The 12,790-nt window shown below is 69.8% G+C and carries 11 protein-coding genes; 1 reads left to right on the plus strand and 10 read right to left on the minus strand.

Annotation, left to right across the window (positions count from 1 at the left end):
• Positions 1-169 precede the first annotated feature (169 nt).
• A complete protein-coding gene (locus ACYVC6_RS16655) occupies positions 170-2,014 on the plus strand; it encodes a phosphoenolpyruvate carboxykinase (GTP) (protein WP_460715547.1) in 1,845 nt (614 codons plus the stop codon).
• Positions 2,015-2,026: 12 nt separating this feature from the next.
• Here the strand turns inward: ACYVC6_RS16655 and ACYVC6_RS16660 are convergent, their stop codons facing one another.
• From ACYVC6_RS16660 to ACYVC6_RS16705, 10 genes are all read right to left on the minus strand, one after another.
• The gene (locus ACYVC6_RS16660) at positions 2,027-2,773 is read right to left on the minus strand and encodes an SDR family NAD(P)-dependent oxidoreductase (RefSeq protein WP_460715548.1); all 747 of its coding nucleotides are present in this window, start codon (positions 2,771-2,773) and stop codon (positions 2,027-2,029) included.
• Complete coding sequence (locus tag ACYVC6_RS16665; protein ID WP_460715549.1) at positions 2,770-3,624, minus strand: fumarylacetoacetate hydrolase family protein; 855 nt, start codon at positions 3,622-3,624, stop codon at positions 2,770-2,772. The genes ACYVC6_RS16660 and ACYVC6_RS16665 overlap by 4 nt, the downstream gene beginning before the upstream one ends.
• Positions 3,625-3,654: 30 nt before the next feature.
• The gene (locus tag ACYVC6_RS16670; protein ID WP_460715550.1) at positions 3,655-4,755 is read right to left on the minus strand and encodes a PfkB family carbohydrate kinase; all 1,101 of its coding nucleotides are present in this window, start codon (positions 4,753-4,755) and stop codon (positions 3,655-3,657) included.
• On the minus strand, positions 4,752-5,384 hold the full coding sequence (locus tag ACYVC6_RS16675) for a bifunctional 4-hydroxy-2-oxoglutarate aldolase/2-dehydro-3-deoxy-phosphogluconate aldolase (RefSeq protein WP_460715552.1): 633 nt from the start codon (positions 5,382-5,384) through the stop codon (positions 4,752-4,754). The genes ACYVC6_RS16670 and ACYVC6_RS16675 overlap by 4 nt, the downstream gene beginning before the upstream one ends.
• Positions 5,381-6,166 carry an SDR family oxidoreductase gene (locus ACYVC6_RS16680; RefSeq protein ID WP_460715553.1) on the minus strand — a complete coding sequence of 262 codons (786 nt, stop codon included), beginning with the start codon at positions 6,164-6,166 and terminating at the stop codon, positions 5,381-5,383. Before ACYVC6_RS16680 ends, ACYVC6_RS16675 begins: the two co-directional genes overlap by 4 nt.
• Positions 6,163-7,194 carry a zinc-dependent alcohol dehydrogenase gene (locus tag ACYVC6_RS16685; protein ID WP_460715555.1) on the minus strand — a complete coding sequence of 344 codons (1,032 nt, stop codon included), beginning with the start codon at positions 7,192-7,194 and terminating at the stop codon, positions 6,163-6,165. Before ACYVC6_RS16685 ends, ACYVC6_RS16680 begins: the two co-directional genes overlap by 4 nt.
• The gene (locus ACYVC6_RS16690) at positions 7,194-9,449 is read right to left on the minus strand and encodes a glycoside hydrolase family 3 N-terminal domain-containing protein (protein WP_460715556.1); all 2,256 of its coding nucleotides are present in this window, start codon (positions 9,447-9,449) and stop codon (positions 7,194-7,196) included. Before ACYVC6_RS16690 ends, ACYVC6_RS16685 begins: the two co-directional genes overlap by 1 nt.
• 110 nt (positions 9,450-9,559) lie before the next feature.
• The gene (locus ACYVC6_RS16695) at positions 9,560-10,453 is read right to left on the minus strand and encodes an aldo/keto reductase (protein WP_460715557.1); all 894 of its coding nucleotides are present in this window, start codon (positions 10,451-10,453) and stop codon (positions 9,560-9,562) included.
• A gap of 26 nt (positions 10,454-10,479) precedes the next feature.
• Positions 10,480-11,715, minus strand: coding sequence for an enolase C-terminal domain-like protein (locus tag ACYVC6_RS16700; RefSeq protein WP_460715558.1), 1,236 nt, complete (start codon positions 11,713-11,715; stop codon positions 10,480-10,482).
• Between the two features lie 74 nt (positions 11,716-11,789).
• Positions 11,790-12,650: an amidohydrolase family protein gene (locus tag ACYVC6_RS16705; RefSeq protein ID WP_460715559.1), complete on the minus strand. Its 861-nt coding sequence runs from the start codon at positions 12,648-12,650 to the stop codon at positions 11,790-11,792.
• Positions 12,651-12,790: the final 140 nt, after the last annotated feature.

Below are 12,790 nucleotides of genomic sequence, written 5' to 3' on the forward strand. Positions count from 1 at the left end.
GGGCGTCCTGCCGCCGTCCGTAGCCCTGCGAGATGCGTCACTTACAGAATTCTTCAAGTTATGTAGCCTGCGCAACGAGGACGTGTCGTCAGGGTCGACGGCCCGCCAGGTCAGCCAGTGGTGAGACCATCAGGACCGCATCGCTCCTTTCGTCGAAGGTGGATTGACAATGACAAACGTTGAGGCAGCCCTGGACGCCGGCGGGGTCACGAATCCCGCGGTCCGCGAGTACGTTCGCTACTACGCGGACCTGACGGGAGTCGAGCGCGTCGAGGTGGTGGCATCCGCCGACGATGCGCGACTGATCCGCGAAGCACTCGACGCAGGTGAGCTCCAGCCGGCCGGCGAAGGGCGCTACTACTCCCGCAGCTATCACAAGGACACCGCGCGCTCCGAGGAGCGCACGATCGTGGCCACCAACGACCCCAAGGACAAGGGCGTCTACAACAACTGGCGCCCCGCGGCGGAGATGCGGCCGCTCGTCGAGGACCGCATGCGGGGGGCGTCACAGGGCAAGACCATGTACGTCATCCCCTACCTGATGGCACCGCCCGGCAACGAGCTCGCCCCGTGGGCCGCTGGTGTCCAGCTCACCGACGCCCGCACGGTCGTCCTGCACATGATCCGGATGTCCCGCGTGGGGGTCGAGTTCGTCAACGACCTCGAGGACCCCGACCACTTCGTGCGCGCGGTCCACGTCACCGGCGACCTGCACAACCTCGGCCAGGGCACCGACGCCGACCAGCGCTACTTCGTCACCATCGCCGACGAGCGCACGATCCTCCACTTCGGCTCGTCCTACGGCGGCAACGCGCTGCTCGGCAAGATCGCCCACGGCCTGCGCCAGGGCGCCTACGACGGGTGGGCCTCGAAGAAGTTCCTCGCCGAGCAATACATGCTCATCGGGATCCACGACAAGGAGACCGGCAAGACCTACCACATCTGTGGCGGCTTCCCGAGTGCCTCGGGCAAGACCAACCTGGCGATGATGCTGGCGCCCGACTCCCTCGGTGAGCGCTACCACGTCTCGTTCTACGGCGACGACATCGCATGGCTGTGGGTCAACGAGGCCGACGGCCGGCTCTACGGGATGAACCCGGAGTACGGCGTCTTCGGCGTCGCCAAGGACACCAACGAGGGCACCAACCCCACGGCCCTGGAGTCGGTGGCCGAGGGCACCGGCACGATCTTCACCAACGTGGCCTACAACCCCACGACGCAGGAGGTGTGGTGGGAGGGCCGGACTCCGCAGCCTCCGGCCGACCCGCACGGCTGGCTGGACTGGAGGGGTGCCCCGATCGCCGACCGCGAGAACGGCGACGACAGCCACTGGGCCCACCCCAACAGCCGGTTCACCACCACCCTGGACAACGTCCCCAACATCGCACCCGACTACAACGCCGCGACCGGGGTGCCGATCGACGCGATCATCTTCGGCGGCCGCACCCGCGACCGGGAGCCGCTGATCCGGGCGATCACCGACCTCGCCGAGGGCGTCTACGACGGCCTCACCCTCGGCGCCGAGGCGACCGCGGCCGCCGAGGGCGTCGAGGGGATGCTGCGCTACGACCCGATGTCCAACCGGCCGTTCATGGCCTACGGCGAGGGCGACTACGCCGCGCACTACCTGAAGATCGTCGGCGCCGCCAAGGACCAGCCGATCTTCGCCCACGTCAACTGGTTCCAGCGCGACCCGGAGGACGGCCACTTCCTGTGGGCCGGCTACCGCGACAACCTGCGTCCGCTGCTGTGGCTGCTCCAGCTCAGGAACGGCGAGGTCAAGGGCCGGCAGACGCCGGTCGGGATCATCCCGACCGAGGACGAGCTCGACCTCGAGGGCATGGCGACCAAGCCCGAGGACCTCGAGCGGATCCTCACGATCGACGTCGAGCGCTGGAAGCAGGAGATGGGCTTCCGCGAGGAGCACCTCAAGCAGTTCGACAACCTGCCCGAGGAGATCTGGGAAGCCCACCGGCGCGTGACCGCAGCCCTGGACGACGAGCCGACGCCGTAGGACCCGCGTGCGTCACTCGGGCCTGACCCGGAGGTGGGTCACCCCGCCGTCGACCTCCAGCGCCGTCCCTGTCGTCGACCCCGACCGCGGGCTGGCCAGGTAGGCGACCGCACCGGCCACCTCCTCGGGGGTGACCATCCGGCCGGTCGCCTGTCGCGCATCGAGAGCGGCGCGCTCGGCGACCGGGTCCGCGAACTGCTGCACCATCCGGTCGACGAACGCGGTGTGGACCGTGCCGGGACTCACCGCGTTGACCCGGATCCCCTCCCGCACGTGGTCGGCCGCCATGGCGAAGGTCAGCGAGAGGACCGCGCCTTTGGAGGCGCTGTAGAGCGCGCGCTGCGGCAGCCCGTTGAGGGCGGCGATGGAGCAGACGTTGACGATGGCGGCGGCAGGGGAGCGCCGCAGCGCCGGCAGGGCGGCGGCCGAGACCCGGGCCATGCCCACGACGTTGACGTCCAGGACACGGCGCCACTCGTCGTCGTCGTTGTCCTCGACCGTGCCCACCGCGGAGATCCCGGCGTTGTTGACCACGATGTCCAGACGCCCGCAGCGGCCCAGCAGCGCCTCGACCGCCGCCACGACCTGGGCTCGGTCGGTGACGTCGCACCCGAGCCAGTCCTCCCCGGGGCCGTCCGCCACGTCGAGGACCGTCACCCTGGCGCCGCGCGAGCGCAGCTCCGCGGTGACCGCGGCACCGATCCCCGCGCCACCGCCGGTGACCAGGGCGACCAGCCCGGCGAAGTCCGCGTCGGTCACGGGGCCGCCTCGAACGACTGCCGCGCCGCACCCAGCCCGGTGATCCACAGCTCGACCACGTCACCGGGTGACAGGTAGGGCTCGCCAGGCGTTGCCATGGCGACACCGGCCGGGGTCCCCGTGTTGATGAGGTCGCCCGGGTGCAGGACCATGAACTGGCTGAGATACCAGATCAGATGGAGCACCCCGAACTGCATCTCGGCGGTGTTGCCGCGCTGGCGCGGGACCCCGTTGACCGCGAGCCCCAGCTCCAGCCTCTGGACGTCCGGGACCTCGTCGGGTGTCACCAGGTCCGGGCCCACCGGGTTGAAGGTCTCACAGCTCTTGCCCTTGTCCCACTGGCCACCGCGCTCCAGCTGGAAGGCTCGCTCGGAGACGTCGTGCGACAGCAGGTAGCCCCCGATGCGCGAGGCCGCGTCCGTGAGGTCGTCGAGATAGCGCGCCTCGGCACCGACCACGACCCCGAGCTCGACCTCCCAGTCCGTCTTCGTGGATCCGCGCGGGATGAGCACGGTGTCGAAGGGACCCACGACCGTGGACGGGTCCTTCATGAAGACGACCGGTTCCTGGGGCAGCTCCGCCCCCGTCTCCCGCGCGTGGTCCCGGTAGTTGAGCCCGATGCACACCACCTTGCCGGGTCTGGCGATCGGCGCCCCCACCCGGAGGCTGTCGCCGCCCTCGACGGCGGGCAGGTCGCCCCACTCGATCGCCTGCTGCACGTCGGCCGGGTGCAGCCGGCTGAGGAAGGCGCCGTCGACGTCGTCGGTCAGCGGACGGAGGTCGAACAGGCCCCGGTCCGTGCAGGCGACCGGTATCTCCCGCCCGGGTTCACCCAGTCTGCGGTAGCGCACCTCGGTTCCCTTCGTCGACCAGGGACGCGGTCATCGCTGGACGCGGGCTCCGGCGCCGCGCACCAGCGCCTCGACCTCGGCGAGGGTCGCCATCGACGTGTCCCCGGGGGTGGTCATGGCCAGGGCGCCGTGCGCCGCGCCGTAGTCGACCGCGGTCTGGAGGTCCCGGCCGGTCAGCAGCGCGTAGGCCAGGCCCGAGGCGAAGCTGTCGCCTCCGCCCACCCGGTCGAGGATCTCCAGGTCGTCGCGCTGGGTTGCCCGCACGAGCCCGTCCTCCGGCGACCAGGCGAGGGCCCCCCAGTCGTTACGGGTCGCCGAGCGCACGCTCCGGAGCGTGACCGCCGCCGCCCGGAGCTGAGGCAGGCCTCGGGCGACGGCGGCCAGCATCGCGGCGTACGCCTCCGGGCGTAGCTCCGTCAGGTCGGGCGACGCTCCCTGGACGGCGTAGCCGAGCGCGGCGGTGAAGTCCTCCTCGTTGCCGATGAGGACGTCCACGAGACCGGCGATCCTGGTGTTCACCTGCTGGGCTCGGGCTGGCCCGCCCACCGAGTCCCACAGGCTGGGTCGGTAGTTGAGGTCGTAGGACACCACGGTGCCGTGCCTGCGGGCGGCCTCCATCGCGGCCACCACGACGTCTGCGGTCCCGGACGAGAGGCCTGCGTAGACCCCACCGGTGTGGAACCACCGCACGCCCATCGTGCCGAACAGGTGCTCCCAGTCGGTGTCCCCGGGCCGCATCTGGCTCGCCGCGCTGCGGCCCCGGTCCGAGACGCCCTTGGCGCCGCGGACGCCGTACCCACGCTCGGTGAAGTTGAGCCCGTTGCGGACGTCGCGTCCCGCACCGTCCCCTGTGACCCAGGTGATCATGCTCGCGTCGACCCCGCCGGCCAGCACCAGGCCCTCGACCAGGTGGCCGACCTCGTTGTCGACCAGGGCGGTCACGACCGCGGTCCGGAGCCCGAAGCATCGGGCCAGTCCCCGGGCGACGTTGTACTCGCCGCCGCCCTCCCAGACGCGGAACTCGCGCGCCGTGCGGATCCGTCCCTCGCCGGGGTCGAGGCGCAGCATCACCTCGCCGAGTGCGATCGCGTCGTAGGCGCACTCCTCGGGGGGCCGGAGGTCGAGGGTCATCGGAACTGCTCCAGGACGGCGGTCGCCGCGCGGGTCTCGTCGGCGACGCGGGCCCAGTCACCCGTCTCGACGACATCGGGTGGGGCCAGCCAGGTGCCCCCGACGGCGAGGACCGCCGGGAGGCTCAGGTAGTCGGCGAGGTCGGCCGCCCGGATGCCGCCCGTGGGGACGAACCGGACCGTCGGGAACGGCGCCGAGAGCGCCGCCACCAGCCGCGCGCCGCCGACGACCGCGGCCGGGAACAGCTTGACCACGTCACGACCGGCGTCCAGGGCCGTCTGCACCTCGGTGGCCGTGGCCACGCCGGGGACGTAGGGGACGTCGAGCAGGCGGCACTCCCGGTCGACGGCCGGGCTGAAGCCCGGCGAGACCAGATAGCGCGCCCCGGCGGCCACGGCGTGGGCCGCCTGCTCCGGCCCGAGGACGGTGCCCGCTCCGACCATGAACCCCGGAAGTGCCGCCATGGCCGAGATGACCGAGAGGGCGTCGGGGGTCCGCAACGTGACCTCGGCCGAGGGCAGCCCGCAGCCGCTCAGCGTCTGGGCCAGCGGGACCGCCCGGTCGACCCGGTCGACCACGACCACCGGCAGCAGGCGATGGGCGGCGTGGACGTCGAAGACCTCGCTCACCGTCCGAGCCACCCGCCGTCGACGGCCAGCACGGTGCCGTGCACGTAGTCCGACGCCCGGCTCGCCAGGAACACCGCGGCGCCATGGAGGTCCTCCGGCAGTCCCCAGCGGCCGGCTGGGATCCGCTCGAGGATCGCCCGGTGACGGTGCGGGTCGCGACGCAGGGCGTCGGTGTTGTCGGTGGCGAAGTAGCCGGGAGCGATGGCGTTGACGTTGACCCCGTGGGGCGCCCACTCGTTGGCGAGCGCCCGGGTCAGTCCGGCGACGGCGCTCTTGGCCGCCGTATAGCTCACCACGTTGACCCCGCCCTGGTAGCTCAGCATCGACGCGGTGAAGATGACCTTTCCCGCGCCGCGCTCGACCATCTGGCGTCCCACCTCTCGGGTCAGCACGAACTGGCTCGACAGGTCGACCTCGATGACCCGGTCCCAGGAGGCGTCGGTGTGGTCGACGGCCGGGGCCCGCTCGATGGTGCCCGCGTTGTTAACGAGGATGTCGATGTGACGGTCGCCGACCACCCGTTGGGCGAAGCGGGTCACCGCGGCGCGGTCGGCGAAGTCGACGCGATAGCCCTCGAACGTCCGACCCAGGACCTCGACGTCGGCCTGCACCAGGCTTCCCGACGGCTCCAACGACGCGCTGACGCCGATGATGTCGGCGCCCGCGGACGCCAGAGCCGTGGCCATCGCGCGGCCCAGCCCACGGCGGGCGCCGGTCACCAGGGCGACGCGGCCGTGCAGGTCGAAGCTCGACAGGCCCGCCTGCCGCGCGGGAGTCGTCATCCGTCCCCTCCTGTTCCACAGTCGATGAGGACCTTCATCACGCGGCCACCCCCGGCCAGGCTCTCGAAGGCGGCCGGCGCGTCTGCCAGCGCGGTCGTCGTGGAGACCAACGCGTCGACCGGGATGGTCCCTGCGGCCAGGAGGTCGACGGCAGCCGTGAAGTCAGAGCGCTCGTAGACCCGGGCACCTAGGACCGTGAGCTCCTTCCAGAACACCCGCTTCATGTCGACCTGCCGAGGCTCCGGGTGGATGCCGACCGCCACCAGCCGTCCCCGGGCGCCGAGCGCGGTCAGCGCGAGGTCGAGGCCCGCCTGGACCCCGGACACCTCGAAGGACACTGCGGCGCCCGCGCCTTGCGACCACGAGTCGAGCCTGGAGACCAGGTCCGCCGCACCGCTATCGACGACGTCCAACCCCAGTCCCTCCACGACCGAGCGCCGGTAGGGATCCGGCTCGGCCACCAGGACGTGCGCACCGCGGGCTCGGGCCACGATGGCGATGAGCACCCCGATGGGGCCGCCGCCGACGACCAGCACCGGCTCGCGGGCCGACAGTCCGGCGCGTGCCACGTCGTGGTGGGCGACCGCCACCGGTTCGACGAGCGCCGCATCGCGCAGCGGCAGGTCAGGCGGCAGCCGCACGAGGAGGTCCTGGGGGACGTTCCACCGCTGCTGCATCGCGCCGGGGGAGTCGATCCCGACGAAGTCCAGCCGGTCGCAGATGTGCGCGTGGCCCGCGCGGCAGGTCGGGCACTCGCCGCACCAGCGCAGCGGCATCACGGTCACCGGGTCTCCGGCCGACCAGTCGGTCACGCCCTCTCCCGTCGTCACCACGCGCCCGGACATCTCGTGTCCGATCACCCCGTGGTCGGCGACCCGCTCGTCCATGTGCCCGGCCAGGATGTGCAGGTCGGTGCCGCAGATCCCCACGTAGGCCACCTCGAGCTGGACCTCGCCCGGTCCGGGAGGACGGGGCTGGACCTCGGCGACCTCGATGCCCGTCCCTGCGACGTACTGCGCGGCCAGCATCAGCCCTCACTCCAGACGGTGACGGGAGTCGTCAGGGTGCGCTCGCTGCCGACCTTGCGAGTCGTGCCCGTCACCTCTAGTAGCGCCCGGTGGGCGATGTCGCTGCTGGAGTGGCCGAACATCAGCTCGATGGCCCCCGAATCGACGATGCGCCCCTGTCGTCCGCAGTATGCGAAACGGTCGGCGGAGACCTCGAACGCAACCTTGACCTGTTCGCCGGCGTCGAGGTCGACTCGGGCGAAGCCGAGAAGCATGATCACCGGCCGGGCCACCTCGGCCACCGGATCGCTGTAGTAGAGCTGGACTACGTCCGCACCCCGGCGCGCTCCCGTATTCGTGATCGTGGCGGAGACGGAGAGTCGGCCGTCGGTGTCGACAGTAGTGGCGCTGAGGCAGGGGTCGGAGATCTCGAAGCTGCTGTATGAGAGCCCGTGCCCGAAGGGGTAGAGGACCGGTACCGAGATCGAGCTGGCAGCGAGTCCCGGAAGGCCGTAGGCGGACTGCAGGTAGGTCGAGGGCTGTCCGTGGGCCACAGCCGGAATCTGGACGGGAAGACGACCACTCGGGTTCACGCGACCGGACATGACGCCGGCGATCGCCGACCCTGCGCCTTGTCCGGGCATGAATGCCTGCACGATGGCGGAAGCTGCGTCCGAGAACTCGCCGAGGGCATAAGGGCGACCGGACACGCAGACCAGGACGGTGGGGGTCCCGGTCGCCAAAACGGCTCGCACAAGTTCTGCCTGCACCCCGGGGAGGGCTAGGTCAGGTGCGTCGCACCCCTCGCCTGAGGTGCCACCGCCGAACATCCCAGCCAAGTCCCCGACTGCCACCAGGGCGACGTCTGCCCGTGTGACCACCGTGACGGCCTCGGCGATCCCGCTCGTGTCAGCACCGTTGATGGCGCAGCCGGGGGTCGTGGTGACCTGCGTCGTCGGGAACTCCGCGACGACCGCATCGGCCAGGGTTGTAACGGGCACGCCCAGGCCGAGCTCTGGGAAGCGGGGGAGTAGGTGGTTGGGGTAGGAGTAGCACCCGAGGAAGGACCGGGCCTCTGCGGCGGTCGGGCCGACGACGGCGAGCCTCGACGGGCCGGTCAACGGGAGGATTCCGCGGTTCGCCAGGAGGATCACCGATTCTTCGGCTGCGAGCTGCGCGGCGGCCCGATTCTCGGGGTTGTCGAGGTCGGGGGCCGGATCCACCCCACTGAGCGGGTCGTAGTCAGCATCGAGAAGTCCGAGGTCGAGCTTCTGATCCAGAACCCTCCGGACGGACCGGTCCACGACGGCCTCGTCCAGCTGCCCGCCCCGCACCAGGTCGACGAGTCCGGCGCCGTAACAGCGGCTTGCTGGCAGCTCCACGTCCACACCCGCATCGAGGGCGAGCGCGCCAGAGGCCGCGGGCGAGGCAGCCACCTTGTGCACGTCTGACAGCAGGCTGATGGACCAGTAGTCGGACACCGTGACCCCGGTGAAGCCCATCTCGTCACGCAGCAGGGTGGTGAGCAGTTCCCGATCGGCGGCGACCGGGACGCCGTCGATGTCGGTGTAGGCGTTCATCACCGAGCGGGCGCCGCCCTCGCGGATCGCGACCTCGAACGGTGGGAGCATCACGTCACGCAGTTCCCGAGGTCCCATGCTCACCGGTGCGTGGTTGCGAGCCGCGCGCGAGGCTGAGTAGCCGACGAAGTGCTTGAGCGTGGCGATCACCCCGCCGGACTCAAGGCCCCGCACGTAGGCCGCCCCCATGATGGCGACCAGGTAGGGGTCCTCGCCGAAGGTCTCCTCGACCCGGCCCCAGCGGTAGTCGCGCACGACGTCGAGCACCGGGGCAAGGCCCTGATGGACACCGACGCTGCGCAGGTCGTCGCCGATACGGCGGCCGATGCGTCGGACCAGGTCCGGGTTGAAGGTGGCGGCGAGGGCAAGCGGTGTCGGGTAGATCGTCGCCTGGTACGTCGTGAAACCCGTCAGACACTCTTCATGGGCGATGGCGGGGATGCCGAGGCGAGTCTCGTCCACGAGGTCGCGCTGCATGGCGGCGAGCCTCGCGACGCCCTCGGCCGCCGACACCGGCGCGGTGCCGAAGGCCCGGGTGATCTGACCGAGCCCGTCGACGATCGACTTGTCCCAGGGGGTCTCCTCGAAGGCGTCCTGGAACGGGGCCACCAGCTGCTGGTCCGTCGCAGGATTGGCCTCGAAGCTGAACCCGACAAAGGCACTCCCCAGCTGCGCGACCTTCTCCTCAAGCGTCATCTCTGCAAGGAGGTCGCTGAGGCGCTCATCCCGCGGACGTGAGGAGTCCTGCCACGAACGGGACATCGGAACCTCGCCGCTATCGTTCGTGAGACTCATGAGGTCAGCACTCATCCGGCATCAGGAGCTAGCCGATCCTCAACAAGCTCCCACAGCTCCGGTGGGATGGAGAGGGTGGCGTTGCCCACGAGCTCGTCGATCCGCTGTGGTGCGCTGACGCCGACGACGGTTGAACGAATGCGCGGATCGCGGGTCGAGAACTGGAGCGCGAGCGCGGCCAGCGGGACACCGAACTTGCCGCAGGTCTGGTGCAACCACTCGACCGTCTCCACCACCAGAGGAGACGGTGCTCGGTATCCGTAGCGCGGGCTTGACGCAAGGGGCTTCGCCAGGATCCCGCTCGCATAGGGCGCGGCATTGACAAACGCCACACCGGCGGAGACACAGTCCGTGATCAGCGGACTCGCCGAACGGTCCAGAAGAGTGAAATGGTTGTGGTTCAAGATTATGTCCATCAGGCCGGTGTCGAGGTAGCGACGCATCTCGCCCAGATCACCGCCGGCAACACCGATGAGACCGACCAGTCCTTGGGCTTTGAGCTCCCGGATCGCGTCCAGGGGGCCGCCGGGTTTGACCATGTCGGCGAAGTCGAACCTCTCCGGGTCATGGAGGTAGTAGACGTCGAGGCGATCAACGCCCAGGCGGGCGGCGCTCTCAGCGAACGATTCGCGTACCCGGTCGCCGTCGAGAATGCGTTGTGCCGGCGCGGGGTCTGCCTTGGAGGCGATGACGACCCGCTGCCCGCTGGCCCCCAACTCACGCAGCACGGTACCGATTCGGCGTTCGCTCTCGCCGTCACCATATTCGTTCGAGGTGTCGATGAACGTGAGACCGCGATGGAGGGCGTGACGGATCGTCGCCACCGCTTGAGCCTCGTCTACGTCGTAGCCGTACGTGTCAGGCATACCGCCGAGCGGGCTCGTCCCTAGGCAGATGCTCGGCATCGAGAGACCGTCTAGCTCGGACAAGTTCACGACTTCCCCTGAGTCGTCCACACGCGTCCGTCAGGGAACTGGTAGTCCTCGAGGGTGGCGGGGTGCATCTGGCTGCTGAACCCCGGCATCGTCGGGGCGAGGTAGTGCCCGTTCTGGATGCGCGCGGGGTCGAGGAAGTGCTCGTGGAGGTGGTCGACGTATTCGATGACGCGCCCTTCGCTGCTTCCACTGACGGCGACGAGGTCGAACATCGACAGGTGCCGCACGAGCTCGCACAGCCCGACGCCACCCGCATGCGGGCAGACCCGGACCCCGAACTTCGCCGCGAGCAGCAGGATGGCGATGTTCTCGTTGACTCCGCCGACCCTGGTGGCGTCGATCTGCAGGATGTCGAGGGAGCCGGCGGCGAGCATCTGCTTGAAGACGATGCGATTGGCGACGTGCTCACCGGTCGCGACGAGCACCGGGGCGACCCCAGCGCGGATGGCGACGTGGCCCAGGATGTCATCCGGGCTGGTCGGCTCCTCGATCCAGTACGGGTCGAACGGGGAGAGCTTGTTGATCCAGTCGATGGCCTCGGCGACCTCCCACCGTTGGTTTGCGTCCACGGCGATGGCGATGTCCGGGCCGACGGCAGCGCGGGCGATCGCCATCCGTCGGACGTCCTCTTCGAGGTCGCGACCGACCTTGAGCTTGATGAACTGAAAGCCGTCCTTGACGGCCTCGACGGAGAGCCGGGCCAGCTTTTCGTCGTCGTAGCCGAGCCATCCTGGGGTCGTGGTGTAGGCGGGGTATCCGGTGGTCAGGAGGTGTGTGGTGCGGGTCGCGCGGCCGGGCTCGGCCGCACGAAGGATGCCCAGGGCCTCATCGCGGGTGAGCGCATCGCTGAGGTAGCGGAAGTCGACCAGGTCGACGATCTCCTCGGGGGACAGGCTCGCGAGCAGCGCCCATAGCGGTTGTCCGGCGCGTTTGGCGCGCAGGTCCCACAAGGCGTTGAGGACCGCTCCGGCCGCCATGTGCACGACGCCCTTCTCGGGGCCGAGCCAACGCAGCTGGGCGTCGCCGGTCAGCTCACGACCGAGGTCCCCGAGGGCGTTCAGCGTCTCCTCGACGTCGCGACCCACGATCCAGCTGCTGAGCGCCCGGATGGCCACGGTCTGGATGTCGTTGCCGCGTCCGGTGGTAAAGACGAAGCCGTGACCCTCGTGCCCGTCGTCGGCGTCGGTGGTGATCACGACGTAGGCCGCGGAGTAGTCCGGGGCAGGGTTCATGGCATCCGAGCCGTGCAGGCCGACCGATGTGGGGAATCGAACGTCCCGTGTCTCCAAGCTGACGAATCGCGTCATCAGGACGCCCAGGCCCGCGCGTAGACCTCTAGCGCTGTGCCCCGCATGACTCGGTCCCGTTCGCGCTCGGCGAGGTCCGACACCGAGTGAAGGACGAGGGAGACCCACCCTGCGTAGGAGATCTGGAGACTGGCGTTCGGCCAGTCGCTGCCGAACATGCAGCGGTCCGGTCCGAATGCGTCGACGGCTGCCCGCAGGTACCGACCGATGTTGTCGGTGCCACGGGTGCCTTCGTCTGCCTCTGTGGTCAGTCCGGACAGCTTGCAGCGGACGTTGTCCAGTTGTGCCATGGCCTTGATGTCTTGGAGCCAGCCGGTCCATTGGCCGGCTGCGACGTCCGGCTTGCCCAGGTGGTCGAGGACGAAAACCACCTCCGGGCAGTGTTCGGCGAGCTTCGTCACCTCCGCGATCTGGTGGGACCGCACGCACAGGTCGACGGTCAGCCCGAACTGGCCAGCCAGTCGGACCGCGTCGACGAACCGGGCCTGCAGCGCAAAACCTTCAGGTTCGTCCTGAATGAGCTGGCGTACCCCCGCGACCCCAGACTCGTGACTGAGTCGTTCGAGCGAGGTGCTGACTGCGGCTGCGCCGCGGTCGAGTGGCACACCGGTCACCAACGCCTGGATCCGCCCATCGCGCCCGCGCAGGTGCTGGACCCACGCGGTCTCCTGGTCCACCGCCTCCCACACGGGGTTGGCCTGGACGAAGACCAGGGCTTCGATCTGGACGTCGCCCACCTCAAGGTCCGCTGGGACGAAGGGTCGGTTCAGCTCGCTGAAGCCTTGGAGCCACGGGTAGTCGAATCGATGGGTGTCCCAGAAGTGGATGTGGCTGTCCACCACGGCCTGTGCTGTTGTCACGAGTCGCACTCCGGAGCTAGGCCGACGAGGTCGTCGACGGGATGTATGCCGATGTCTGTCTCGGGCGGAGCACGTGGCCCGGCACTCACCGGGAGTGCCGGGCCCTTCGGATGTCGTTCAGCCGGCGTCCGAAGCGTGCT

The sequence above is a fragment of the Nocardioides dilutus genome, assembly GCF_054779555.1.

Bases quoted from the DNA above. Each gene is read 5' to 3' on its own strand.
- ACYVC6_RS16655 (WP_460715547.1), top strand. From the start codon at position 170: ATGACAAACGTTGAGGCAGCCCTGGACGCCGGCGGGGTCACGAATCCC.
- ACYVC6_RS16670 (WP_460715550.1), bottom strand. From the start codon at position 4,755: ATGACCCTCGACCTCCGGCCCCCCGAGGAGTGCGCCTACGACGCGATC.
- ACYVC6_RS16680 (WP_460715553.1), bottom strand. From the start codon at position 6,166: ATGACGACTCCCGCGCGGCAGGCGGGCCTGTCGAGCTTCGACCTGCAC.
- ACYVC6_RS16685 (WP_460715555.1), bottom strand. From the start codon at position 7,194: ATGCTGGCCGCGCAGTACGTCGCAGGGACGGGCATCGAGGTCGCCGAG.
- ACYVC6_RS16690 (WP_460715556.1), bottom strand. From the start codon at position 9,449: ATGACGCTTGAGGAGAAGGTCGCGCAGCTGGGGAGTGCCTTTGTCGGG.
- ACYVC6_RS16695 (WP_460715557.1), bottom strand. From the start codon at position 10,453: ATGCCGAGCATCTGCCTAGGGACGAGCCCGCTCGGCGGTATGCCTGAC.
- ACYVC6_RS16700 (WP_460715558.1), bottom strand. From the start codon at position 11,715: ATGAACCCTGCCCCGGACTACTCCGCGGCCTACGTCGTGATCACCACC.